Below are 24,114 nucleotides of genomic sequence, written 5' to 3' on the forward strand. Positions count from 1 at the left end.
GTTGCACCCCGGAATGCTAGCGCAGCCGGCCGACCCGCCTCCGCGCGGCGAACGGCCGCCGACGGTTTCCCGCCGACGGCCGTCGACGGCCGGCTCAGGCCAGCGGCTTGCCGCGGCACATCCCTGCCGAACGCTCGACCTTCTCCGCCGGCATGGTGGCCGGGATCAGCGGGGTCCAGATCGGGCCCGGGGCGACCGCGTTGACCCGGATGCCCTTCTCGGCGAGCCCCTCGCCGAGGCCCTTGGTGAGGGCGAGGATGCCCGCCTTGGTGGTGGCGTGGTCGAGCAGGTCCGGGGAGGGCTGGTAGCCCTGGATCGACGCCGTGCTGATGATCGTCGAGCCGGGTGCCAGGTGCGCCCGTCCGTCCCCCGGGTCCGCTCAGGAGGTCAGCTGCCGGCGCAGCTTCGCCAGCGCCCGGGTGAGCAGCCGGGAGACGTGCATCTGGGACAGCCCCACCCGGGCGGCGATCTCCTGCTGGGTGAGGTTGCCGTGGAAACGTAGGGCGATGATCCGCTGCTCGCGCTCACCGAGCGAGGCGATCGCCGGGGCCAGGGCCAGCCGCAGCTCCGCGAGGGCGAGTTCCTGGTCCTCGCCACCGATCAGGTCACCCAGCTCGGCCGGGCCGCCGCCGTCGCCGACGGGGGTGGACAGCGACACCGCGTTGTACGCGCGGGCCCCCTCCAGCCCTTCGAGCACCTCCTCCTCGGTGAGGTCGAGGTGGGTGGCGATGTCCGCGACGGTGGGGGACCGGCCCAGCGTGTGGGTGAGGGTCGCGTTCGCCTGGCTGATGGCCATCCGCCGCTCCTGGAGCCGGCGGGGCACCCGGATGTCCCAGGTGCGGTCGCGGAAGTGCCGCTTGATCTCACCGACGATGGTGGGGATGGCGTAGCTGGTGAAGTCGATCCCGCGGCTCGGATCGAACTTGTCGATCGCCTTGATCAGGCCGAGGGCGGCGATCTGCGTCAGGTCGTCGCCCGGCTCGCCGCGGCCTTGGTAGCGGCGGGCCAGGTGGTTGGCCAGGGGCAGCCAGGCCTCGATGGCCCGGGCCCGGACGTCCGGGCGGGACGGGTGGCCCTCGGGCAGCGCGGCGAAGGTGGCGAGGAGCCGGCTGGCCGGCGATTCGGCTCGCTGCTCCCGGTCGTGGGAGACGGTCGCCGCCCGGGTGGCGTCGGTGGGAATGGCGGTCATGCGGTTCCTCCGCTATGTCGTGCGCGGCGGAAGGTCGATCGCCTGGTCACGTGCCGACCTCCCGACACGGTGAGGTGTCGCGGGCACGTGGCTTGACCCAGACAAAAGCCTAGAGCCCCCACCCGACCCTCGCCACCGGAAGCGGTCCGTGGCGGGTGGTCCGCGCGGCGTCCGGCGGGCCCGCCATGATGGGCGGGTGAAGATTCTGTCCATCCAGTCGTCCGTCGCGTACGGGCACGTCGGCAACTCGGCGGCCGTGTTCCCCCTCCAGCGGCTCGGGCACGAGGTGTGGCCGGTGCTGACGGTCCACTTCTCCAACCACACCGGCTACGGCGCGTGGCGCGGACCGCTGCTGGCGCCGGCCGACGTGGCCGAGGTGATCGCCGGCATCGCCGACCGTGGGGTGCTCGGCGACGCCGACGCGGTGCTCTCCGGCTACCAGGGGGACCCGGCGATGGGCGCGGTGATCCTCGACGCGGTGGCCCTGGTCAAGACGGCGAACCCGGACGCGGTCTACTGCTGCGACCCGGTGATGGGCGACGCCGGCCGGGGGATGTTCGTCCGGCCCGGGATCCCGGAGTTCCTGCGCGACACGGTGGTCCCGCGCGCCGACATCATCACCCCGAACCACTTCGAGCTGGACTTCCTCGCCGGCGGCACGACCAGCACCCTGGCCGAGGTACTGGCGGCCGTCGACGCGGTCCGCGCCACCGGGCCGCGGCACGTGCTGGTCACCAGCGTGCTGCACGGCGACGTGCCGGAGGGCTCGCTGGAGGTGCTGGCCGTCTCGGACGAGGGCGCCTGGGCGGTGACCACGCCGCTGCTGCCGATCAGCCCGAACGGCGGGGGCGACGTCACGGCGGCGTTGTACCTGGCGCACCTGCGGACCACCGGGTCGCCCGCGACCGCGCTGGAACGCACCATCGGCTCGGTCTTCGCCGTGCTCGAGGCGACCCTCGCGGCCGGCACCCGGGAGATCCAGCTGGTCGCGGCCCAGGACGCGATCGCGGCGCCGCCGGCCAGCTTCACCGCCCGCCGGGTGCGCTGACGACCGACACCGCGAAACCACCGCGAAACATTGACAGGTGACGTCGTGGCGGGCATGGTCGGAGATCTGCGGGAACGCTCCCACAGTCCGTCCCCTGTCTCTGACCAGGAGCAATGACGTGGCCCTGACCCCATTGCGCCGGCGAGCCGTCACCGGTCTCGCCGCCGTCGCCGCGACGCTCGCCGCGGCCGTGCCCTTCTCCGCCGCGCCGGCCGGCGCGGCGATCCCCGACGGCACCACCTTCTACACCCCGCGCCCCGACCACGGCGCGGTCGAGCAGATCGCCGCGCTGACCGCCGCCGGGCGGCACGACCAGGCCGCCCAGCTGCGCACCATGATCCGCACGCCGCAGGCGGTCTGGGTGACCGGCGGCTCCGGCCACAAGCTGACCCAGTCGGTCAAGGCCGAGGTGCAGCGCGCCGCCGGCAAGAAGTCCGTGCCGGTCCTGGTGGCGTACAACATCCCGTTCCGCGACTGCTCGCAGTACTCGGCCGGCGGCGCGACCTCGGTGGCCGAGTACGAAGCCTGGATCGACGCCTTCGCCGCCGGCATCGGCAACCACGAGGTCGCCGTCATGCTGGAGCCGGACGGCCTGGGCATCATCCCCTGGTACACCACGATCAACGGCAACTCCGAGTGGTGCCAGCCGGCCGAGGCCGACCGGGCGACCGCCGCCGCCGACCGGTTCGCCATGCTGAACTACGCCGTCGACCAGTTGGCCGCGCTGCCGCGTACCAGCGTCTACCTCGACGGCACGCACAGCGCCTGGCTGGGCGTCGGCGACATCGCCGACCGGCTGGTCAAGGCGGGCGTGCGCAAGGCCGACGGGTTCTTCCTCAACGTCTCCAACTACGAGACCACCGAGCGGCAGCTGAAGTTCGGCAACTGGATCTCGAAGTGCGTCTGGTACGGCACCGAGGGCCCCGACTACGCACGCGGCCACTTCGACTGGTGCGCCAGCCAGTACTACCCGGCCGACCCGGCCGACTTCGGCACCTGGACCCGTACCGACGCCTGGTACGCCGAGAACGTCGGCGACGTCCCCGCCGACCGGCTCGCCCACTACGTGGTGGACACCAGCCGCAACGGCCGGGGCCCGTGGACCGCGCCCGCCGGGGTGACCTGGCCGGACCCGCAGACCTGGTGCAACCCGCCGGACCGCGGCCTGGGCCTGCGGCCCACCACCGCCACCGGTGAGCCACTCGCCGACGCGTTCCTCTGGATCAAGACGCCCGGCCAGTCCGACGGGCAGTGCGACCGGGGCACCGGCACCGGTCACGACCCGGCCCGCGGCGGCATCGCCGACCCGGCCGCCGGCGCCTGGTTCCCCCAGCAGGCCCTGGAGCTGGTGCGCTTCGCCAACCCGCCGCTGCGCTGAGCGACGCGGCACGACCGGGGCGGCTCCCTGCCGGGGCCGCCCCGGTCCACGTCCGGGCGCTTTTCCCCGATGCCGGCCACAACCGAACCGGGCCCCGGGCCACTCCTAGTAAGGGTGGGAGGCCGGGTTGCGGAATGAACATGGGTACGTCGAGTACGTGCAGGCCCGGATGCGGTGGCTGCGCCAGTTGGCGTACGGGCTGTGCGGGCAGTGGTCGGCCGCCGACGACCTGGTCCAGGAGTGCCTCGTCGCCCTCTACCGGCACTGGCACCGCGCCTCGGGCGCTGACTCCGTCGACGGCTACGTCCGGGCGATGCTGGTGCACGCCTACCTGGCCGAGCGGGACCGGTCCTGGAGCCGCCGGGTCAGCCCGGTCGCCGAGGTGGTCGGGGTGCCGCCGGCGCCCCAGGTCGACGCGGAACACCGGGTGGACCTGCTGAACGCCCTGGCGCAGTTGTCCCGAGGGCAGCGCGCCGTGCTGGTCCTGCGGTACTGGGAGGACCTCGACGTCGCCCGGACCGCCGCGGCGCTCGGCTGCTCGACCGGGACGGTCAAGAGCCAGACCTCGTACGCCATCTCGGCGCTGCGCCGGCTGCTGCCGAACTACCAGCCGGGAGGGGCGGACACGCCGTGAAGGACCTCTTCGCCACGTTGCCGGACGAACCACCGCCGCTGCCGCCCGACTACCTCGACACCGTGCTCACCCGGGGCCGCCGCGCGGTCCGGCGCCGGCGGGTCGGCGTCGCCGCGGCCTGGGCGGTGCTGCTGCTCCTGGTCGCCGCCCTGCTGCCCGCCGTGCACCTGCCCGCCCAGCCGGCCGCCCGGTCGGCGCGGCCCAGCCTGCCGGACCACCTCGCCGACTACTCGCTGCTCACCAGCACCGTGGGCCGGGCCCCGGCCGGCCGGGCGATCGCCCTCTACGGCTACGGCAACGGGGAGACGGTCAACATGTTCCAGTCGCTGGTCGTCGGCGCCGACTCCGACACGTACCGGCGGGTCGACGCCATGGCGGAACGGAACCGGCCCTCGGCGCTGCTCTCCCCGGACGGCACCCGGGTGCTGCTCGGCGACGACCGCGGCCAGACCGGCGACCTGGTGCTGGTGGACCTGACCACCGGCGACCGCCGGTCGGTCCCGCTCGGCGAGCGGGCGGGCGTACGCCTGCTGGCCTGGTCGCCCGACGGCCGGCACGTCGCGTACAGCGCCGCGCCGCTGCGCCACACCGACGAGTTCGGCAGCGTCAACGTGGTCGAGGCGCAGGTGGCCCGCGGCGGCACGCTGCGGCTGCTGGACCTGGCGACGGGGCGCGACACCCCGGTGCCGGCCCTGCGGCCGGCCTGGACGGCGGCGTTCGCCCCGGACAGCCGACGGCTCGCCGTGCAGGTCGGCCAGGAGGCCCACCTGATCGACCTGACCGGCCGCGAGTACGCCCGGGTGCCCGTCCCGGCCGGGCGTGAGCTGGCCGCCGAGGTCGGCTGGTCGCCGGACGGCGCCTTCCTCGCCACCGTCCCGTGGCTCGGTGGTGGTCCGTCCAGCGGCGACACCAGCCACGGGAACTTCCTGTGGAAGGCGGGCGACGTGGAGTTTGTGCCGATCGCCGCCGGGACGCCGCCGACCAGGGTTCCCGACGTGGTGCAACTGCTCGGCTGGCGGGCGGCGGACAGCCTGGTGGCGGTGACGGTCGACGGCGGGGGTCGGGTGTCCCTGGTGGAGGTGCGGCTCGGCACCGGCACCCGCCGGACGTTGTCCCGCTTCGACACCGGCCACAGCTGCGAGCTGGGGACGCAGAGCTGCCAGGTGTTCGACCTGCACCTGGCAACCGGCCTGCTGCCGCAGCTCACCGTCCGCGACGCCGGTCGGCCGCGGCGTGGCCCGTGGCCGACGCCGCTGAGCGGGGGCGTGGGCGTGGTGCTGGCCGGCGCGGCGTACCTGCTGTGGCGCCGGACCGGGTGGCGGCCGGGACGCGGGCGCGGACCGGCGGCGTGAGGGGCTGCCCGACGTCGGCGGTCCGGCTCGGGCGGAACGTCGGGTGCGCCAACGACCGGAGCAGGCGGGGGACGTCCGTGCGGCGTGGCCGCAGTAGGCGGCGGGACGTCCGGTGCGGCGCGGCCGGGGCGGCTCAGAACAGCGTCGACGGACCGACCGGCTCGGGCTCGGGCAGCGGCGCCAGCTCCGGCACCAGCGCCCGGACCTGGTCGTGGAAGCGGCGGGCCAGCTCCGGCGCGTCGGCGTTGTCCGGGGTGTGCAGGAAGAAGGTGGGGGAGCGGCCCTCGCGGAGCCAGCCGGCCACCACCGGCAGCCACGGCTGCCAGCCCTCCACCGTCCGGGTGGGATCGTCCCGGCCCAGGTAGCGGACGACCGGCCGGTCGGTCAGCGCTCGCGTCCGCAGTGGCGTACGCGGCTTGCGGGTCCATGCCTCCCGCTCCGCGTCGCTGGTCGGTGGGGTACGGAAGAACGCGGTGGTGTCGAACGGCACCCACTCCGCGCCGACCGTGCCGAGCGTCGCCTCCAGCGCCGCCACCGTCGCCGGATCGGTGAAGAACGCGGGATGGCGGACCTCGACGGCGTACCGGTGGGTGGTGGGCAGGCCGCGCAGGAACCGGTCCAGCGTGGGTACGTCACCCGGGCCGAACGAGCCCGGCAGCTGGATCCAGAGGGCGTGGGTCCGTGGGCCGAGGGGCTCGATCGCGGCCAGGAAGGAACGCAGCTCCTCGTCGCCGCCGGTGAGCCGACGGTCGTGGGTGACCACCCTCGGCAGCTTCAGCACGAACCGGAAGTCCGGATCGGTCTGCCGGGCCCACGACTGCACCGTCTCCCGGGCCGGGGTGGCGTAGAAGGTGGTGTTCCCCTCCACCGCGCTGCACCAGCCCGCGTACGCGTGCAGCCGCTCGTCGGCCGGCAGCGGATGCGGCAGGAACCGCCCCTGCCAGGACCGGTGCTGCCACATCGCGCACCCCACGTGCAGCCGCATCGAACCTCCCCGCTCGCCTCCCGACCCGGGCGTACGCTATCCGGCGGGCCGCGCGCCCACCACCGGGGCACTATCGTCGGCGCATGCCCGAGCTGGTCGCGCCGACGGTGAGCCTGCACGCCGCGTGGCTGGACGCGCGCGACGACTGGGGTCCCGGCGTCCACGAGGACGGCTTCGGCCTGCGGCCCTCCGACGAGGTCGACTCGCCGGACGGGTTCGCCGCCTGGGTGGCCCGGCTGACCGCCAGCGGGCAGCCGGGAGACGCCGACCGGCCGCGGTGCACGTTCCGCTGGATCGTCGAGGACGGCCGGGTGCTCGGCGGGATCGCGCTGCGGCACCAGCCCAGTGACCTCGGCCAGATCGGGTACGGCATCCGGCCGTCCGCGCGCCGACGGGGGCTGGCCACCTGGGCGCTGGGCCGGATGCTCGACGAGGCCCGTGCGCTGGGTACGGACCGGCTGCTGATCGTCTGCGTGGCGGACAACACCCCCTCGGCGCGGACCATCGAGCGCAACGGCGGCGTGCTCGACGGTGTGGTGGCGAGCAGGCTCGGCCCGGTCCGGCGCTACCAGGTCGTCCTCCGGCCGCCCATCGACAGCGCCACCGACAATCCATAGACTCCGGTCATTCTGGTACCACGAGTCCCGGGAGGACCCACGTGTCGAGCGAAACCCGACCGCACGCCGCCGTACCGCTGCTGTCCCGCCTCGCCGCGACGGCGGTGGTCTCCGCCGCGCTGGTCGCCACCGGCGGCGCCGCCGCGAGCGCCGCACCGGCCGCCGAGCCCACGCCGACCAGCGGGCCGTGCGCGTACACGCCGACGCCGGACGAGCCGGCGGCCCGGCCGGTGTCGCTGCCGCCGGACCCCCGGCGGACGCCCGACCACGGCACGGTCCGGGTCACCCTGCACACCAGCCAGGGACCGATCGGGCTCACCCTCGACCGGGAGCAGGCGCCCTGCACGGTGCAGAGCTTCCTGCACCTGGCCCGGCACAAGTTCTACGACCGCACGCCCTGCCACCGGCTCACCGCGTCACCTCGGTTGAAGGTGCTCCAGTGCGGCGACCCGACCGGCACCGGCGAGGGCGGCCCCGGCTACCGGTACGCCGACGAGCTGCCGACCGACCTGCCGCCGACGCCGATCGACCCGACCGGCGTCCGCCGGCTCTACGCCCGGGGCACCCTGGCGATGGCCAACGCCGGCCCCGACACCAACGGCAGCCAGTTCTTCCTGGTGCAGTCCGACTCGGCGCTGCGCCCCGACTACACCATCTTCGGCACCATCGACGCGGCCGGGCTGGCCACCCTGGACCGGATCGCGGCCGGCGGGATCGCCGCCACCCCGGAGAACCCGACCCCGATCGACGGCGCGCCGGCCCTGCCGGTGGAGATCTGCCGCGCCAAGCGGGGCGCCTGAGCGCCGGCCCGGCGGAGCGGACCACTCGCCCAGCCGGGCCCCCGAGGGCCGACCTGCTGTCCGCCCTGGCGAAGCCCTCCAGCGGGTCTTCACCGTGCGGAGCGGTCGGGTCGTCGGATGACCGCTCAAGCCTGGCGACGCGGTGTCGGGCCGGGTGCGGCGTGACAGGGCCAGGCCACGGGGTCGCCCCGCAACTCCGCGAGCAGTTCCGGCCGCCGTTCGGCCAGTCGCTGGATGTGCTGGTCACGCAGCCAGCGCGCGATCCACCGGGCGGTCGCGGTGGCCGGGCCACCACGTTGCCACCCGACGACCACCTTGACCCGTACGTCCTCGGCGAGGCGCACCGCCCGCGACGCGCCCGGTGGAACCAACGTCGCGCCCGTGAGGGCGACGGCGCCCCCCTCCTCCAGGATGTGTCGACCGCTGGGGCCGTTGAGGGCGGTGTGCCGGATCCGTGGTGCGAAGCCCGCGGCCCGACAGACGGCCAGGATCGACCGGTGGTTCCGGGTGCCGACCGGGCCGGTGAGCCAGTCGTGGCCGGCCAACTCACGCAGCCCGATGCTCGTCCGTCCGGTGTCGGCCCCCGGTGGCACGAGAGCGTACGCCGGTTCGTCGAAGGCGAGGGTCGTGTCCCATCCCGGTGGTGTGGTGAGGCTGGCCAGCGGCAGATCGGCGTAGACGCAGATGTCGGCTGCCACCATCTCCGGCACCCAGTCCGGACCGGGGATGCTCACGATGTGCTGCCGCACGTCGACGAGCGCCTCGTCGCGGAGCGCATCGAGCAGTCCGGTGAACCCGAACTCGCTGGCCACCTCCAGGTCGCACGGTACGGACGGGTCGTCGTCGGGCATCCCCGTCTCGGCCAGCCGGGCCAGCGCCCGCTCCAGGACCCGCAGGTGCGGCAGCAGCTCGACGAGCGCCGGGGTGGCGGACACCCCACCCGCGGCGCGATGGAACAGAGCGGACCCCCAACGCCGTTCGAGCCGGGTCACCTGGGCGCTCACCGACGGTTGGGGCAGTCCCAGGTGCCGGGCCGCGCAACCGATCGACCCTCGTGCGAGAACCTCGGTCACCACCCGCACATGCCGCACCGGCAGGACGTCGACGCCGACGAGCGTGCCGATCGCCGCGAGCGCGGCAGCCGTCTCGCCGATGGTGCCCAGCGCGGCCTGCCCCCGATCGGTGAGGCGGTACCGCGGCCCGGTCCGGTACAGCCATCTCGTGCCGGGGACGCCGACGAGCCGACGTAGCCGTTTGCGGACAGCGGTCTCGCTGAGCCCGAGCCGAGTGGCGAGGGACAGAACGTCGTCCCCGTCGGCGACTCCGAGTACCAGTCGCAGATCCACAGTGTCCACATCAACAGATGGTATGGGCTAGCGAACCTGTTGGTAATGCCGCCCATCGAGACATCCTGATGAAATTGCGGGGCCGGCCGGCCACATGGCGGCCGTCATCGGGCCGGACGAGCTACGGACGGCATCCCGATTCGTCCAACCTGGGAAAGGTACCTTTCATGTCAGGAAAATCGATTGTCAGGGTCGCCATGCTGGCGGTCCTGGGGCTCCTGTCCGTGCTCATAGCGGTCGTGACGCCCCCGGCGGGCGAACCCGCCGCTGCCGCCACCCGCACGTGGACGGGACTGGTGGACTGCTTCGGCAACGTCAAGAGCACGGGCCTCACCGTCAACAAGGGTGAGAGCGTGCAGGTCACCGCGACTGGTCTCTGCTACTTCTACCCTGGTCGGCCGTCCAACCATACCCCCGGTGAGGGCCTGCACTCCCGCATCGACGAGCAGGACTTCACCTACGGCGCCCCGACCACCGGTACCGCCCCGATCACCGGCGTCCTCGGCTTCTACTTCGGAGACAGCCTCTACACCGACAACTCGGGCTACGGGTACACCGTGACGGTCACCATCACCTCGGCCACTCCGTCACCCACGCCCAGCCCCACCGGCCCCGCCGACCTCGTGGTCATGTTCGACGTGCTCAGCCCGACGGTGGTGCAGAAGACCGTGGTGAACGGCAGCGCCTACTCGGTGAGAGCGTGGGTCAAGAACCAGTCCACGGTGGCCGCCCAGTCCGTCCGGGTGCCCTTCACCCTCAACGGTCTGACCATCGCGTCGGCCACGCCGAGCGTCGGATCGTGGAGCAGCTCGACGTCGACGTGGAGCGTGGGGACCCTCGCCGCCGGGCAGGAGCGACAGATCACCATGTCCGTGAAGACACCGACCGGGACCGCCACGTCGATCCTCAAGACGCTCCAGGTGAACACCAGCTCCGCCAACGCCGATCCGAACACGAACAACAACAAGGCATCGGTTCAGTTGGTCTCCCAGTCGCCCTCGTCGAAGAGCGCGGCGTGCACCAATGGGACGACCCAGACCCGTACGGTCACCTCGGTGGTGAACGCCAACGGGCTTCGCGCCGACGGGCTGTGGCGCGTCTTCCGTGTTCCGGTGGTCAGCGCGACCATGGTCTGGACCGGCGTCTGCATGGACGGCAGCGGCAACCTCAACGGTAACGGCAGCTACAGCGTGACCGCCCGCGGGCTCAACGGTTGGACCCTGAGCACCGTCGGCGCAGCCCAGTGCAGCGGCGACAAGAACGCCCGCCACTGCAACCGGTACGTCACTCTGCAGGCTCCGCCTGGGCTGACGTTCAACGACCTGACCGCTGTCGGCTCGATCGGCCTGAACCTGAACGCCGGAGTCACCGGCGCAGCGGAGACGGCGAGCGTCACGCTGAACCCGAACGTCAGCCTCACCGCGACCTGGGCGACCCAGAGCCGGTCCTTCAAGCTGCCGTTCAGCATGCTGATGCTCAAGGGCGGCTGCACCTGGGCCGCCGGGCAGGGCAACTCGGCGATCGCCAACTCCTGCTCGTAGCCGTCTGACGGGCTGTGAACCACCGGGGCCAGCCCGTTTGACTGTGCTGAATTTCCTCGCCGTCCTGCGGGCGGGCAGCCGAGGCGTCCCGGACGGAGATGGTTCGTCCGCGCGACGCGGGCCGGGCGTCCGGCCTCGCCACGGCAGCGGTGGGGGAGCTCGGTAGGCGCAGCGTCGGACGTGGCTCGTCTTCGCGGACGGGGCCGGTCGGGCGCTGCGCCCGTCGGGCCGCTCGCAGGTGATGCCGGCGCCGACGAGTCCACCCTGGCCGCCCGGCTGGGGCAGCCCCTCGATCCTGCTCTGGCACCTCACCGGTCCCGCCGTGGTCCGCCGCCTCCGCGCCGGCACACCGACCCGGCTGCGCCACCGGTCCTTCCCTTCCATTCGTCGGTCGCCCCGACCGCTGGCCAGCCACCTCCTGACGCGATCGTCGAGGCTGCGTCACCTGCACGATCGTGCTGCAAGCTGGTGGTAGTGGCCCCGAGGCAGGCACGAGGCCGCTACGACCAGGATCGAGTGCGATGTTCGCAGCGGGCCTGGACGGCGCGGGGCCGCCTACCGCGGTCTGCGGCGCCGGCGGCCCCTCGTCGGGTGGTGCGAGTCAGGCGATGGAGGCGGGGAAGCGGTCCCAGACCCGGTGAGCGGCCATCAGGCGTTGCACGGCATCGAGGACCTCGCCGCCGGTCCCACTGGTGACGACGCCCGGTGTGCCGGCCACCCCGGCCCGCTCCAGCACCGCGACGCCCGGGCCCCAGGCGCCGATCACCTTGGCGTGCCGCCAGCACTCCTGGACCATCAGCAGCACCCGCGGGTCGATCCCCGGCGCGCCCGGCGCCCCCGCCTTGTCGTCCCAGGCGGGCAGCGCGTCCGGCGCCGGGGCGGGCGCCCCGGCCAGCAGCAGCGCATCGAACTCGACCGACCGGGCGGTGGCGAAGCTGCGCTGCACCGGCATCCCGTCGACGGTGCCGCCGTGTGCGGCGACCAGCAGCGGCACCATGCCGGCGGAGAACACCGCCCGGCGTACCTGTCCGACGCCGTCGGGGTCGCTGTCGGCGTCCACCACGATGCCGACCGTCCGGCCGTCGGACGGCCACTCGCGGCCCAGCTGGGACAGTGCGGGGCTCGGCGCGACCTCGGCGAGCGGCTCGCTCGGCTGCGGCGCGGGCAGGCCCAGGCCGGCGGCCACCTGCGCGCAGAGCACCGGGTCGATGTTGGCCAGCGCCCGCAGCTGCCGTTCCTTGATCGCCTGGTGGTAGCACTTGCCCAGCTCGAAGGCGTACGCCCGGACGATGTGCTCCTTCTCCACCGGCGACATGCTCAGCCAGAACAGCCGGGCCTGGCTGAAGTGGTCGTCGAACGAGGCGGGACTGGCCCGTACCTTCGGGGCCTCGGCCACCGTGACCGGCACGTCGACGAACGGGTGGTCGTCCGGACCGGCTGGGAAGGGGTTGCCGCCGTCCAGCGTGTTCGGTCGGTACGGCGCCACCCCCGCGTGCACGGCCTGCTGGTGGAAGCCGTCGCGCAGCATGTCGTTGACCGCCGCGTGCGGCCGGTTGATCGGGATCTGGGTGAAGTTCGGCCCGGCGAGGCGGGTGAGCTGCGTGTCCAGGTAGGAGAAGAGCCGGCCCTGGAGCAGCGGGTCGTTGGTGACGTCGATGCCGGGCGGCAGGTGGCCCAGGTGGAAGGCGACCTGTTCGGTCTCGGCGAAGAAGTTCGTGGGCGTACGGTTCAGCACCAGCCGGCCCACCGGCTGCACCTCGGCCAACTCCTCCGGCACGATCTTCGTGGGGTCGAGCAGGTCGATCCCGGCGAAGGTCTCCTCCGGGGTGTCCGGGAAGACCTGGATGCCGAGTTCCCACTCGGGGAACGCGCCGGCCTCGATCGCGTCGTACAGGTCCCGGCGGTGGAAGTCCGGGTCGAAGCCGTTGAGCATCTGTGCCTCCTCCCAGGTCAGGGAGTGCACACCCAGCTTCGGCTTCCAGTGGAACTTGACCAGCACCGTCTCCCCGGCGGCGTTGACCAGCCGGAAGGTGTGGACGCCGAAGCCCTCCATGGTCCGGTACGAGCGGGGGATGCCCCGGTCGGACATGTTCCAGATGGTGTGGTGCTGCGCCTCGGTGTGCAGCGACACGAAGTCCCAGAAGGTGTCGTGCGCGCTCTGCGCCTGGGGGATCTCCCGGTCCGGGTGCGGCTTGCCGGCGTGGATGATGTCGGGGAACTTGATGGCGTCCTGGATGAAGAAGACCGGCATGTTGTTGCCGACCAGGTCGAAGGTGCCCTCGTCGGTGTAGAACTTCGTCGCGAAGCCGCGGGTGTCCCGGACGGTGTCGGCCGACCCGCGCGAACCGAGCACGGTGGAGAACCGGACGAAGACCTCGGTCTCCCTGCCCTTGGCGAGGAAGCCCGCGGTGGTCAGCCGCTCGGCGGTGCCGTAGCCGGTGAAGACGCCGTGCGCCCCGGTGCCCCGGGCGTGCACCACCCGCTCGGGGATGCGCTCGTGGTCGAAGTGGGTGATCTTCTCGCGGAAGTGGTGGTCCTGGAGCAGGATCGGTCCCCGCGGGCCGGCCTTGAGCGAGTGGTCGGTGTCGCGCAGCCGGGTGCCGTTGGCGGTGGTCAGGTAGGCGCCCTGCTGGCCCTTGGCGGTCTTGGGGACGCCGGTGCGGGCACCGGTCGGCGTGACCGTCTCCGGGGCGCCCTGTTCCTTCTTCGGCGGCAGCGGGTCGTGCGGAGTGGTGGGCTCCTCGAGCGGCGGCGGCGCGCTGCCGGGGGCGCCGGGCACGTCGGGGGTGAGTACGTCGGCCACCTTCTCCGCCGCGTTTCCCACGGCGTCCTTGACGGCCCTGGCGGGGTTGCTGGATTCCACTGGACGGATCCTTCCGTGGAGCTGGTTGCGGGTAGGCCCACCGATGCTCGTCGGGGCAGCCTGCTATCGCCCTACCCGGGGCGGATCAGGCAAAACGCACCGATCTGGTCGGAGTGTCTCCGGCGGTGGTTTGGCCGCGACCGGCATCGGGCAATGCTGGGGTCGACGTAAACCCCCTGGAAGGAACGGGCTCTCATGACTGTTACGGGCATCCTCACCGCCATCGTCATCGGTTTGATCATCGGCGCGCTCGGCCGGCTGGTCGTACCGGGCAAGCAGAACATCCCGATCTGGCTCACGCTGCTGATCGGTGTGGTCGCCGCGATCCTCGGCACCATCGTCGCCGGCGCGTTCGGCGTGAAGGACACGAGCGGCATCGACTGGATCGAGCTCCTGCTCCAGGTCCTCTTCGCCGCCATCGGTGTCGCCATCGTCGCCGGCACCTACGGCCGCCGCCGGGTGCACTGACCCTCAGAGCGTCACGACGCCGGCCCACCCCGACCCCCGGGGCGGGCCGGCGTTCTGCTGTCCGCAGCCGGGCGCGGGATACTGGGGCGATGGGTTCGCACGGGCGTACGCCGGTCGGCTCGGCGCCGCCGACCGCCCCGGTGCTGGTGGTCTTCGGTCGGGGTGTCGACTGCGTCGGCGGCGGCTACCGACTCGGCCCCGACGGGCTCGCCCGGGTCCGTGCCGCGGTGGACTACGTCGCGGCCCACCGCGGCGATCTCCAGCGCGCCGCCCGACGCGGCCGGCCGCCACGGATCATCTTCACCGGCGGCTGGGCCGAGGCGTGCGAGGGGGCGGCGGCGCCACCGGCCGGCAGCCGGGAGGGCGAGCTGATGCTCCGCGCGGCCCGGGCCGCCGGGCTGCACCGGTACGCGGACCTGCGGGTCGAGAGCCGGTCCCGCAGCACCCTGGAGAACCTGGTCCACACCGCCGCCGACGGCCTGCTGGCGGGCTGGGAGTTCGACGCGCGCCAGCCGTTGGGGCTGGTCTCCCATTCGTGGCACCTGCCCCGGGTGCGGCTGCTCGCCGCCAAGGTGCTCGGCCTGCGCGGCCCGGCGCTGCGCGACGTGCCGGTGTCCGAACCGGACCCCCGTGGGCGGCGCTCGGAGCGGGCCGCCCGCCTCGCCTGCCGAGTGGCCTACCTGGGCGTGGGCGACCCGGCCGCCCTGCTGCGCCGGGAGCGCGCGATGGTGGCCTCCCTGCGGCGAGTCGAACGGCTCGGCGCGGCGCTGGGCCGCCGCTGAAGAGGCGCCGCGCGGCGCGTCCGGGGGTCGGACCGGGGCAGGTGGGGGCGGTGCCGGAAATCGATGCCGGCGAGGGCGCGACGCGGCGACCGGAACTGGGTATGTGAGGCCGTCCGGCCCACCGGCGCCGCCGCCGACCACTGTCGACGGCGGGCGGCGCAGGCGACGAGAGGAAACCGATGATCGTTCTCCTGCCCGTGCACCAGCCCAGCGAGAAGCTGCCCGCGCTCGTCGGCGAGCTCCGCGCCGCCGCACCGGACCTCACCATGGTGGTGGTCGACGACGGCAGCAGCGGCCCCGCCCCGGCCGAGGCGCTGCGGGCGGCCCGCGACCTCGGCTGCACCGTGCTGCGCCACCGGCGGAACCTGGGCAAGGGCGTCGCCCTGCGGACCGGCTTCCGGTACGTCATCCGTACCTGGCCGGGGCAGGACGTGGTCTGTGCCGACGGCGACGGGCAGCACCGCACCGAGGACATCCTGCGGGTGGCCCGGCGGGTCCGCGAGACCGGCCGGATGGTGCTCGGCGTACGCCGGTTCACCGGCCGGGTGCCGCTGCGCAGCCGGGTCGGCAACGAGGTCACCCGGCTGCTGTTCCGCGCGGTCACCGGCTGCCCGGTGCGGGACACCCAGACCGGCCTGCGAGGTCATCCGGCGGCCCAGCTGGACTGGCTGCTGACGGTCCCGGGTGACCGGTTCGACTACGAGATGGCCGTGCTGCTGGCGGCGACCCGGACCGGTGAGGGGATCGAGCAGACCCCGGTCGCCACCCGGTACGTGGCCAACAACGCCTCGTCCCACTTCAGCTCCGTGGTCGACTCGGCGCGGGTCTACCGTCCGCTGCTCCGGTTCGCGGTCTCTCCACGGTCGGCCACTCGTCCCACGGCCGCCGAGGCCTGCCCGGTCGAGGGCCGCCCGGCCCCCGACGCCACCGGGGCGGAGCGGGCGCGTCCCGCCGACTCACCGGTCGGCGGCCGGTAGCGGTACGCCGGCCCCGGGGGCGGGGCAGAGTCACCCATCCGGCTGGTTGTGTGCGCGGTGCGTCACATTCCGGTGATCCTGCCTCCGCCGGGTGGTCACATCTGGTACCGCTCCCTGGGGCCTTCCCGCAGCCCACTGGTACGGTCGACAGGTGATCGTCGAGGAACACTGGTGGAACGGGGACGCGACCGTGCGTGGTCGCCGCGACGTCTACATCCGCACCGATGGTCAGCGCTGGGAGGTGCAGGCGCAGATCGGTGGTGAGCACGGCCGGTCCGAGGTGCTGGAGTGCTCCAGCCGCAGCTCCGCCGCGATCCTGGCCGACGCGTGGCGGGGTGGCGGCAAGGGCTGGCGGGAACTGCGGCACTGACCGGCACGCCGTACCCTGCGCCGGGTCTTCGGGAGGGCGGGCGATGAGGCAGCACGACCGGCCGGCCCGGGCGTTGCCCGTGGCGGCGCTGGCCGCGCTGGCTCTGCTCGTGGCGCCCGACGTGGCGGCGGCGGCACCGGCGGCCGGGCCGGGTGCGCCGGTCTGCGAGGTACGCGACCGCCGGCTCAACGAGTTGTCCGGGCTGGGCGTGGTCGGCGACGGGTTCGTCGCGGTGAACGACGGCTCGGACGAGGAGTCGCACCGGCGGATCTTCTTCCTGGACGCCGACTGTTCGGTGACCCGGGCGGTGCGCTACCCCTCGCCGCCCCGGGACACCGAGGACCTGACCGTCGCCCCCGACGGCACCGTCTGGGTGGCCGACATCGGCGACAACGACCGGGACCGGCAGACCGTCGGGGTGTGGCAGCTGCGTCCCGGGGCGAGCCGGCCGGTGCTGTACCGGATGGCCTACCCGGACCGGGCGCACGACGCCGAGGCGATGCTGGTGACCGGCGACGGCCGGCCGTTGATCGTCACCAAGTCCACCGGCACCCTGTACGCGCCGGCCACGACGCTCCGGGCCGGTGGCGTCACCCCGCTGGTGAAGCTCGGGGAGGTGCGGCTGCCCTCGACCACGACGCGCAACCCGTTCTCGTTCGTCGGCCGGACCCTGGTGACCGGTGCCGCCACCGCTCGAGACGGGAAGCGGGTGGTGCTGCGCACGTACGCCGACGCCTTCGAGTTCGACGTGCCCGACGGCGACGTGGTCCGCGCGTTGACCACCGGTACGCCGCGCGGCACGCCGTTGCCCGACGAGCCGCAGGGCGAGTCGGTCACCTACGGCCGCGACGGCCGCTCGCTGCTCACCGTCTCGGAGAGCGCCGGTGAGCCGGCCGGCGACCGTCCGGTGATCCGCCGGTACGCGTTGTCGACGTCCGGCGAGGCCACCACCCCTGCCGGCGCCGCGACGACCACCGGCGCCGCGACCGCCACGGCTCCCGCCGAGGCGACCGGTGCCGCCGCCGTGGCGGCGGCGGACGGGGCACGCGCCCGGGAGCGGGGTTCCGTCGGCTTCGGCGCGGCGGCCGCGCTCGGGCTCGGGGTCTTCGCGCTGGGGCTGGCCGGCCTGCTGCGCGCCCGCCGCTCCGGTCGCCGCTGACCAGTACCCGAACAGCCCGGGCCGCACCTGACCAGCACCCGCCCCTCAGCGGGGAGCCGCGTGGAACGCCGGTCAGTCGGCGGCTCCCGCGTCCGGGTCGACGGCCCCGCGTCGGCCGGTGCGGGTCGCGTACGCCCGGCGCATCTTGACCCAGTTGCCGCAGCCCGCCATCGAGCACCAGCGACGGGCCTGGTTGCGGGAGGCGTCGTAGTAGGCCCAGCGGCAGGTGTCCCGGTCGCACGCCTTGAGTCGACGCCAGGCGCCATTCGCGTCGCAGCGGCGGACGGCGTCGACCAGCCGGGCGAGCGCGTGGTCGAACGGCGCGTCGCGGGCGGCGGCGAGGTGGTGGGCGTCGGCGGTGAAGGCGAGCTGGACGGGCACCCGGGCCAGGGCCGCGTTGAGTCGGTCGAGCGCGGCCGGATCGGTGGCGTCGCGGTGGACCACGCCCGGGCGGCCGAGGACGCCACCGCGCTCCTGCTGCGGGGCGGGCGCCGACGGGTCGCCGCGATCGGGCTGGACCACGGTGCCCCCGTCGGGGCCGGGGCGCCGTACGTCCTCGGTTAGCGGCGGGCCCTGGACCGGGCCGGGCTCGGCGCACCCCCCGGCCACCTGCGGTCCGTCGACCGCCATCGGCGGGCCGACGGCTACCGGGCCGCCCGGGCGCTCCTCGCCGCCGACCCTCGTCCCGACGCCGTCGTCTGCTCGTCGGACCCGCTGGCCATCGGCGCGATGCGCGCGGCGTTCGACCTCGGCCTGCGGGTGCCGGAGGACGTCGCGGTGATCGGCATGGGCGACAGCGAGGAAGGGCGCTACTGGCGGCCGGCGCTCAGCAGCGTCTCCGTCGACACCGCCGGCCTGGCCCGCGAGGCCGTGGCCCGGATCGTGGCCCGGATCGCCCGGCCGGGCGCGCCTCCGGCGCGGATCACCGTGGCGCACTCCGTGCGGGCCCGGGCGAGCTCCGGAGGCTGACCGGCGGCGTCCTCGTCCCCGCTGTCCGCAGGCCCCAGCGGATGACGGACGGAAGCAGCAGCCCCGCGGTCGCGAAGATCGCGGCCAGCCCGAGCCAACCCGGTACGCCCCAGCCCAGCACCAGGGCGGTGAGCAGTGGTGGCGCCATCAGGTTGCCGATCTGCCGCCCGGTCTGGTGGGCGCCCTGGTACTGCCCCTGGGCCCACGGCGGCGGCAGGTCGAAGATCACCGCGAAGGTCGCGCTGGCCAGCCAGAGCTCGCCGAGCACGTGCACCGTCGCCGCGGTGAGCACCAGCGTGACGACCAGCCAGTCCGGGCGGTGCGCGGTCAGCCCGAACAGCACGCACGACGCGGCCACCACGAGGGCGCCCCGCCGGGCGACCGGGATCGCGTCGGTGGCCGTGCGGGCGCCCCGGGACGCCCAGACCTGGAGCGTCACGCAGCCGACGGTGTTGACCAGCAGCGCGGCCGACACCAGCGTGACCGGAGCGGTGGTGGAGGCGACCAGCCACAGCGGCAGGGCCAGGCTCAGCAGGGCGTTGTAGAGCGCCGCCACCAGCCCGTCCAGCACCGCGAAGGCGAGGAACGGCCGGTCCCGCAGGGCCACCATGGCCGGCCCGCCCGTCGGCGCGGTGACCGGGTCGACGTCGGGGAGCCGGCGCACGATCCCGGCCGCCAGCAGGTAGGTCGCCGCGTTGCCGAACAGCACGACGAGGTAGCCGGCCCGGGTGTCCAGGGCCAGCGGGACGCTGCCGGCCAGTGCGCCGAGTGCCACGCCGGCGTTGTTCGCCGAGCGGACGAAGGCCCTGGTGCGGACCCGGTCCGGCGGCGGCACGGCGCCCGCGATCAGCGCCCCGTTGGCCGCCTTCACGGTGGAGTCGGCGACCGCGAGCAGGCAGGCGAGCGGAACGAACGACCACAGCCCGTCGACCCGGGTCAGCCCGGCGAAGCAGGCGGCGGAGACGAGCAGCGCCAGGATCTGTACCTGCTTCGGGCCTCGCCGGTCGGCGACGTGGCCCATCGGGGTGGTGAGCACGACCCCGGCGAGGGCCGCGCAGCTCAGTCCGATCGCGACCTGGGCGGCGCCCAACCCGACCGAGCGGATGAGGAAGAGCGTGCCGGTGGCCAGGTAGGCGCCGTTGCCGAAGGTGTTGACCAGCGTCGCCGCCATCAGGATCCGCGGCGTGCCGGGTCGGGGGAGCAGCGAGCGGAGCACGTCCCGATTTAACAGTACGTACGTACGGTATGCAATAGTCGCGGAGTTCTTCGCGCTGGGGGCGAAAATCCGGCGGGGCAGGCAACCGGCGCCGGGTGTCCCGCGTGACTAGGGGTACGACAGGCCCGGAAGGGTCGGAGGGGGCAGATGTTGTCACGCGAGGACAGCTTCGACGGTTTCTACCGGGCGAGCCGACAACGGCTCTACGACTGCGTGTACGCACTCACCGGCAACGCGGCCGAGGCGCAGGACGCGGTGCACGAGGCGTACGCCCGGGCCTGGCAGCGCTGGTCGACCGTCGGCGAGTACGCCGACCCGGAGGCGTGGGTGCGCACGGTCGCCCGCCGGGTGGCGGTGAGCCGCTGGCGCCGGGCCCGCTCGGCGTGGACCGCCCACCGCCGGCACGGGCCGCCACCGGACGTGCCCGGACCCAACCCGGACGCCGTGGTGCTGACCGAGGCGCTGGCCCGGCTGCCGATCGCCCAGCGCACCGCGGTGGTGCTGCACCACCTGGTCGGACTGCCGGTGGCCGAGGTGGCCCGGGAGACCGGCGTGCCCGAGGGCACCGTCAAGGCTCGGCTGTCCCGGGGACGGCGGGCGCTGGCCAACCTGATCGAGGAGACCCCTACGGAGGCGCACCATGTCTGACGGATTCGAGCGTGGCTTCGAGTCGCTGCGCGGACAGCAGCCACCCGCTCCGTTCGCGGACCCCTCGGCGGTGCGCCACCGCGGCCGGCAACGCACCCGGCACCAGGCGCTCGCCGCCGGCCTGGCCGTGGTCGCCGTGGCCGGGGCCGGCTTCGGTTGGGCCACGAACGTCCGACCGGTCGGCAACCCGGTGGCCCCCGCCCCGGCGGCCACCTCGCCGACCGGGGCATCGCTGGCCCCCCGGCCCAGCCTCGCCCCCACCGTCTCTGGTGCGCCGGAGCCGAAGCCGAGCCAACCGTTCACCCCCTCGTCGGGCCCGGACACCGCCCCGGGCATGGACGCCCTGCTGCTCCGCCCGGACGACCTCGGCCCCGGTGACTGGCGGGAGCGCGTGCCGCAGGAGCCGTTCGAGGGCGACACCTGGCGGTGGGCGGACCTCTGCCCGGCCTACCGCAGCGCCGACTACCCGTCCCTCAAGCACCAGGCCGCCCTGGACTTCACCGGTTACGCCGCCGGCGAGAGCTACGTCTACGAGCACCTGCACCGGTACGCGGACGGCTGGGGCGAGCGGGCGTACAGCGACGTCATGGCCGTCCTCACCCGGTGCGGCGCCACGGTCGCGCCGCCGTCGTCGTCCCCGCCGCCACCGTCGGCCCGGCCCGGACAGCCGCGCACGACCACCTACACCATCCTGGCCAGCGGGCCGCTCGGGTCGACCGGCGGGGGCGAGGTGATCCTGGTCCGCGAGGAGAACTGGAGCTACGACGGCGACGTGCTGAGGAAGGAGCCGATGGTGACGTTCACCGCCGTGGTCCGGGTCGGCGACCGGGTGGCGACGCTGATGTTCTCGCCGGACCGCGACCAGGAGTACGCCAACAGGGTGGTCAGGACGACGGCGACCCGGCTGACGGCGTCGTAGCGGGACCGACGACCGGACCGGCGGTCGCTCGTTGAACGGTGGCAACCACCCCGCAGCGCCGGGTCGGGCCGCCGAGCCGCGGGCGGCCGCCGGACCGGCGCGGGCGCCTCTTCCCTGGAGGTCACCGTGTACCGACACCCCGCGCGCGTCTTCGCCCGCATCGGCGGCGACGGGCCCGCCCCGCCGCCCCGGACGGTCCTCGGCCGGGCCGTCGTCCTCGGCGCCAGCATGGCCGGTCTGCTGGCGGCCCGGGTCCTCGCCGACCACGCCGAGAGCGTGCTCATCCTGGACCGCGACGACCTTCCACCGGACGCGCGGCCCCGGGCCGGGGTGCCGCAGGGCACCCAGATGCACGTGCTGCTGCCCGCCGGCCGGCAGCAGATCGAACGCTGGTTCCCCGGCTTCTCCCGGGAGGCGCTCGTCGAGGGGGCGGTGCTGGTCACCGCCGAGTCCCGCCGCACCTACCACGACGGGCGGCGCAAGGTCCGCGGCTCCGACGTGGACATGATCGCCGCCAGCCGCCCCTTCATCGAGGCGCTGCTCCGCCGGCACGCCCTGGAGCTGCCGAACGTCACGCTCCGGCACGACCGGGCGACCGGCCTGGCGATCGGTGGCGGTGCGGTCACCGGGGTACGCCACGACGGCGGGACGGTCCCCGCCGACTTCGTGGTGGACGCCACCGGCCGGTCCAGTCGGCTCGGCGACTGGCTGGAGCAGGCCGGCTGGGAACGCCCGCCGATGCGCCGGCTGGCCATCGGACTGAACTACGCCACGGCGCTGTTCCGGCGTACCGAGGAACACCCGGTCCCGAACGCCGTGCTGGCCGGGTGCAGCGCCGAGCGCGGCGGGGACGTGGCCGGCGCCGGCCTGTCCGCGATCGAGGGCGACCGGTGGATCGTGATGCTCGGCGGCTACGGCCACTGCCGGCCCGGACGGGACCTGGACGACCTCCTGCGCCGCTGCCGGGAGGACTTCCCGCCGGAGTTCGGCCGGGTGGTACGCAACGAGCTGCTCGGCCCGGTCCGCACCTACCGGCAGGCCGACAGCCGGCGGCGGGACTTCCACCGGCTCGCCCGGCTGCCCGGTGGCCTGGTGGCCGTCGGAGACGCCGTCGCCTCGTTCAACCCGATCTACGGTCAGGGCATGTCGTCGGCAGGGTTGCACGCCTCCTGCCTGTCGGCGTACCTCCGCTCGGGCGCGGACCCCCGCCGCCCGGCCCGGGAGTTCTTCGCCCTGCAACGGGTGGTGGTGGACGCCGCGTGGGACATGTCCACCTCGGCCGACCTGGCCCGCCCGTCGGTCACCGCGCCCCGGCCGCGCGGCTACCGGCTGTCCCGCTGGGTGAGCAACCAGATCGTCGCCGCCTCGGTCACCGACCCGACGATCGCCCGACGTTTCGACGCCGTGGTGGAGATGCGCAGCCATCCCCGCTCGCTGGCCAGCCCCGCGGTGCTGGCCCGCGCGGTCCGGGTCAACGCGATCCGGCCGCGCTGACCGCGCCCTGTCCCACCCCACCGGTACGGTCCCGGCATGGTCACCGTCGCCGACGTACGGGCCCTGGCGCTCACCCTGCCCCGCACCACCGAGCACCTGATCCGGGACCGGGTCAAGTTCCGGGTGGGGGCGATCGTGTACGTCGCCTTCTCCCGCGACGAGACCAGCATGGGCTTCGCCCATCCCCGGGAGGAGCGTGACGCGCTGGTCGACGCCGAGCCGGAGCTGTTCTTCCGGCCCGGCGCGGCGGACCTGCGCTTCAACTGGGTGTGCTGCCACCTCGACCGGCTCGACCACGACCGGATGACCGAGCTGGTCTGCGAGGCGTGGCGGATGGTCGTGCCGAAGTTCCTGGCCCGGCAGCGGCTCGGCGCCTGAGGCGGGTCAGGGCTTGCGGGCCAGCCCCGCCCAGTAGTACGCGGCCCGCGGGTCGGCGGGCGGTTCCCCGTCCGGACGCCACGCCATCACCGGCGTGAGTCCCGGCTCGACGAACTCCCAGCCCTCGAAGAAGCGCTCGACCTCGCCCCGGCTCCGCGCCACCAGCGTCATGCCGGCCTGCCGAGCGGCGGCCACCGCCGCGCCCACGGCTTCCGGGTTGAAGTCCTGGGTGGGGTGGGTGATCGCCAGGTAGCTGCCCGACGGCAGCGCCTCGGTCAGCGCCCGCAGCGTGCCGGCCGGATCGTCCTCGTCGGCGATCAGCATCAGGATGGCGATCAGGGTGAGCGCCACCGGCTTCGTCAGGTCGAGGGTGTCGGTGAGCACGGGGTGCTCCAGGATGCTGCGCGGCTCGCGCAGGTCGGCGTCGACGTACGCGCTGCGCCCCTCCGGTGTGCTCACCATCAGCGCCCGCGAGTGGGCCAGCACCACCGGGTCGTTGTCGACGTACACCACCCGGGTTTCCGGGGCGATCGACTGGGCCACCTCGTGCAGGTTGGGTCGGGTGGGAATGCCCGCGCCGACGTCCAGGAACTGCCGGATGCCCTCCTCGGCGACCAGGTGGCGGGCCACCCGGTGCACGAACCGCCGGTTCTCCTTGGCCATCGCCGGAAGCGTCGGGATCGCCTCGGTCATCGCCGCGCCCATGGCCCGGTCGACCGCGAAGTTGTCCTTGCCGCCCAGCCAGAAGTCGTAGACCCGCGCCGAGTGCGGCACGGTGGCGTCCACGGCGGGTGCCTCCGACTCGCTGAGCTGCTGTCCGTCCTCGGTCACGACACGCTCCCTCCGTCGGTGATCCACAGTAGACGAGGTCTGGCCTGCGTGGTGTCGCGGGACCGACCATCCAGATCGGATAGCCGCTATCGGTGTCGCCCGATGCCCCGGGGTACCCCACGTCGTCGCTGCCACGGAACGGGGGCGGCA

The 24,114-nt window shown here is 74.0% G+C and carries 25 protein-coding genes; 17 read left to right on the forward strand and 8 right to left on the reverse strand.

Annotated features, from left to right (window positions below; genetic code table 11):
• Positions 1-94: 94 nt before the first annotated feature.
• Complete coding sequence (locus GA0074704_RS12510; RefSeq protein WP_157743817.1) at positions 95-352, reverse strand: SDR family oxidoreductase; 258 nt, start codon at positions 350-352, stop codon at positions 95-97.
• A 27-nt stretch (positions 353-379) separates the two neighbouring features.
• On the reverse strand, positions 380-1,189 hold the full coding sequence (locus tag GA0074704_RS12515; RefSeq protein ID WP_088970665.1) for a SigB/SigF/SigG family RNA polymerase sigma factor: 810 nt from the start codon (positions 1,187-1,189) through the stop codon (positions 380-382).
• Positions 1,190-1,385: 196 nt separating this feature from the next.
• Here GA0074704_RS12515 and pdxY point away from each other — a divergent pair, with 196 nt between their 5' ends.
• The 4 genes from pdxY (at position 1,386) to GA0074704_RS12535 (ending at position 5,601) form a co-directional block, all read left to right on the forward strand.
• Complete coding sequence (gene pdxY / locus GA0074704_RS12520; protein ID WP_088970666.1) at positions 1,386-2,237, forward strand: pyridoxal kinase PdxY; 852 nt, start codon at positions 1,386-1,388, stop codon at positions 2,235-2,237.
• 118 nt (positions 2,238-2,355) lie between these two features.
• Positions 2,356-3,615, forward strand: coding sequence for a glycoside hydrolase family 6 protein (locus tag GA0074704_RS12525; protein WP_231926836.1), 1,260 nt, complete (start codon positions 2,356-2,358; stop codon positions 3,613-3,615).
• A gap of 127 nt (positions 3,616-3,742) precedes the next feature.
• Positions 3,743-4,249: a SigE family RNA polymerase sigma factor gene (locus GA0074704_RS12530; protein WP_197697623.1), complete on the forward strand. Its 507-nt coding sequence runs from the start codon at positions 3,743-3,745 to the stop codon at positions 4,247-4,249.
• Positions 4,246-5,601, forward strand: coding sequence for a hypothetical protein (locus GA0074704_RS12535; RefSeq protein WP_088970668.1), 1,356 nt, complete (start codon positions 4,246-4,248; stop codon positions 5,599-5,601). The genes GA0074704_RS12530 and GA0074704_RS12535 overlap by 4 nt, the downstream gene beginning before the upstream one ends.
• Positions 5,602-5,734: 133 nt before the next feature.
• Here the strand turns inward: GA0074704_RS12535 and GA0074704_RS12540 are convergent, their stop codons facing one another.
• Positions 5,735-6,562, reverse strand: coding sequence for a DUF72 domain-containing protein (locus tag GA0074704_RS12540; protein ID WP_197697655.1), 828 nt, complete (start codon positions 6,560-6,562; stop codon positions 5,735-5,737).
• Positions 6,563-6,669: 107 nt separating this feature from the next.
• On the opposite strand from GA0074704_RS12540, the gene GA0074704_RS12545 reads away from it, so the two are divergent.
• Entirely contained in the window at positions 6,670-7,203 is a 534-nt protein-coding gene (locus GA0074704_RS12545; RefSeq protein WP_088970670.1) for a GNAT family N-acetyltransferase, read from the forward strand.
• Positions 7,204-7,244: 41 nt separating this feature from the next.
• Positions 7,245-8,003 carry a peptidylprolyl isomerase gene (locus GA0074704_RS12550; RefSeq protein WP_088970671.1) on the forward strand — a complete coding sequence of 253 codons (759 nt, stop codon included), beginning with the start codon at positions 7,245-7,247 and terminating at the stop codon, positions 8,001-8,003.
• 125 nt (positions 8,004-8,128) lie between these two features.
• Here the strand turns inward: GA0074704_RS12550 and GA0074704_RS12555 are convergent, their stop codons facing one another.
• Positions 8,129-9,358: a LysR family transcriptional regulator gene (locus tag GA0074704_RS12555; protein ID WP_088970672.1), complete on the reverse strand. Its 1,230-nt coding sequence runs from the start codon at positions 9,356-9,358 to the stop codon at positions 8,129-8,131.
• A gap of 230 nt (positions 9,359-9,588) precedes the next feature.
• On the opposite strand from GA0074704_RS12555, the gene GA0074704_RS12560 reads away from it, so the two are divergent.
• Positions 9,589-10,890 carry a CARDB domain-containing protein gene (locus GA0074704_RS12560; protein WP_157743660.1) on the forward strand — a complete coding sequence of 434 codons (1,302 nt, stop codon included), beginning with the start codon at positions 9,589-9,591 and terminating at the stop codon, positions 10,888-10,890.
• Positions 10,891-11,491: 601 nt separating this feature from the next.
• Here the strand turns inward: GA0074704_RS12560 and GA0074704_RS12565 are convergent.
• Positions 11,492-13,753: a catalase gene (locus GA0074704_RS12565; RefSeq protein WP_088970674.1), complete on the reverse strand. Its 2,262-nt coding sequence runs from the start codon at positions 13,751-13,753 to the stop codon at positions 11,492-11,494.
• A 195-nt stretch (positions 13,754-13,948) separates the two neighbouring features.
• On the opposite strand from GA0074704_RS12565, the gene GA0074704_RS12570 reads away from it, so the two are divergent.
• The 5 genes from GA0074704_RS12570 (at position 13,949) to GA0074704_RS12590 (ending at position 17,509) form a co-directional block, all read left to right on the forward strand.
• A complete protein-coding gene (locus tag GA0074704_RS12570) occupies positions 13,949-14,221 on the forward strand; it encodes a GlsB/YeaQ/YmgE family stress response membrane protein (RefSeq protein WP_088970675.1) in 273 nt (90 codons plus the stop codon).
• Between the two features lie 89 nt (positions 14,222-14,310).
• Positions 14,311-15,003: a YdcF family protein gene (locus tag GA0074704_RS12575; protein ID WP_088970676.1), complete on the forward strand. Its 693-nt coding sequence runs from the start codon at positions 14,311-14,313 to the stop codon at positions 15,001-15,003.
• Positions 15,004-15,182: 179 nt separating this feature from the next.
• Positions 15,183-15,980: a glycosyltransferase family 2 protein gene (locus GA0074704_RS12580; protein ID WP_088970677.1), complete on the forward strand. Its 798-nt coding sequence runs from the start codon at positions 15,183-15,185 to the stop codon at positions 15,978-15,980.
• A gap of 151 nt (positions 15,981-16,131) precedes the next feature.
• Positions 16,132-16,350 (forward strand): hypothetical protein, encoded by a 219-nt coding sequence (locus tag GA0074704_RS12585; protein ID WP_088970678.1) that lies wholly within the window; start codon positions 16,132-16,134, stop codon positions 16,348-16,350.
• Between the two features lie 43 nt (positions 16,351-16,393).
• Positions 16,394-17,509 (forward strand): NHL repeat-containing protein, encoded by a 1,116-nt coding sequence (locus GA0074704_RS12590; protein WP_231926837.1) that lies wholly within the window; start codon positions 16,394-16,396, stop codon positions 17,507-17,509.
• 72 nt (positions 17,510-17,581) lie between these two features.
• Here the strand turns inward: GA0074704_RS12590 and GA0074704_RS12595 are convergent, their stop codons facing one another.
• Positions 17,582-18,031 (reverse strand): CGNR zinc finger domain-containing protein, encoded by a 450-nt coding sequence (locus GA0074704_RS12595; protein WP_231926838.1) that lies wholly within the window; start codon positions 18,029-18,031, stop codon positions 17,582-17,584.
• Between the two features lie 51 nt (positions 18,032-18,082).
• On the opposite strand from GA0074704_RS12595, the gene GA0074704_RS12600 reads away from it, so the two are divergent.
• A complete protein-coding gene (locus GA0074704_RS12600; protein ID WP_088970680.1) occupies positions 18,083-18,478 on the forward strand; it encodes a substrate-binding domain-containing protein in 396 nt (131 codons plus the stop codon).
• Here the strand turns inward: GA0074704_RS12600 and GA0074704_RS12605 are convergent.
• The gene (locus GA0074704_RS12605; protein ID WP_231926839.1) at positions 18,432-19,694 is read right to left on the reverse strand and encodes an MFS transporter; all 1,263 of its coding nucleotides are present in this window, start codon (positions 19,692-19,694) and stop codon (positions 18,432-18,434) included. The genes GA0074704_RS12600 and GA0074704_RS12605 overlap by 47 nt on opposite strands.
• A gap of 147 nt (positions 19,695-19,841) precedes the next feature.
• Here GA0074704_RS12605 and GA0074704_RS12610 point away from each other — a divergent pair, with 147 nt between their 5' ends.
• From GA0074704_RS12610 to GA0074704_RS12625, 4 genes are all read left to right on the forward strand, one after another.
• On the forward strand, positions 19,842-20,342 hold the full coding sequence (locus tag GA0074704_RS12610; protein ID WP_377470871.1) for a SigE family RNA polymerase sigma factor: 501 nt from the start codon (positions 19,842-19,844) through the stop codon (positions 20,340-20,342).
• A complete protein-coding gene (locus tag GA0074704_RS12615; protein WP_088970681.1) occupies positions 20,335-21,261 on the forward strand; it encodes a hypothetical protein in 927 nt (308 codons plus the stop codon). Before GA0074704_RS12610 ends, GA0074704_RS12615 begins: the two co-directional genes overlap by 8 nt.
• A gap of 126 nt (positions 21,262-21,387) precedes the next feature.
• Positions 21,388-22,755: an FAD-dependent oxidoreductase gene (locus GA0074704_RS29660; RefSeq protein ID WP_269458917.1), complete on the forward strand. Its 1,368-nt coding sequence runs from the start codon at positions 21,388-21,390 to the stop codon at positions 22,753-22,755.
• Positions 22,756-22,791: 36 nt separating this feature from the next.
• A complete protein-coding gene (locus tag GA0074704_RS12625; protein WP_088970682.1) occupies positions 22,792-23,133 on the forward strand; it encodes an MmcQ/YjbR family DNA-binding protein in 342 nt (113 codons plus the stop codon).
• 6 nt (positions 23,134-23,139) lie between these two features.
• Here GA0074704_RS12625 and GA0074704_RS12630 read toward each other — a convergent pair whose 3' ends face one another.
• Positions 23,140-23,964 (reverse strand): SAM-dependent methyltransferase, encoded by an 825-nt coding sequence (locus tag GA0074704_RS12630; RefSeq protein ID WP_088970683.1) that lies wholly within the window; start codon positions 23,962-23,964, stop codon positions 23,140-23,142.
• Positions 23,965-24,114: the final 150 nt, after the last annotated feature.

This window comes from Micromonospora siamensis (genome assembly GCF_900090305.1).
Lineage (GTDB): Bacteria > Actinomycetota > Actinomycetes > Mycobacteriales > Micromonosporaceae > Micromonospora > Micromonospora siamensis.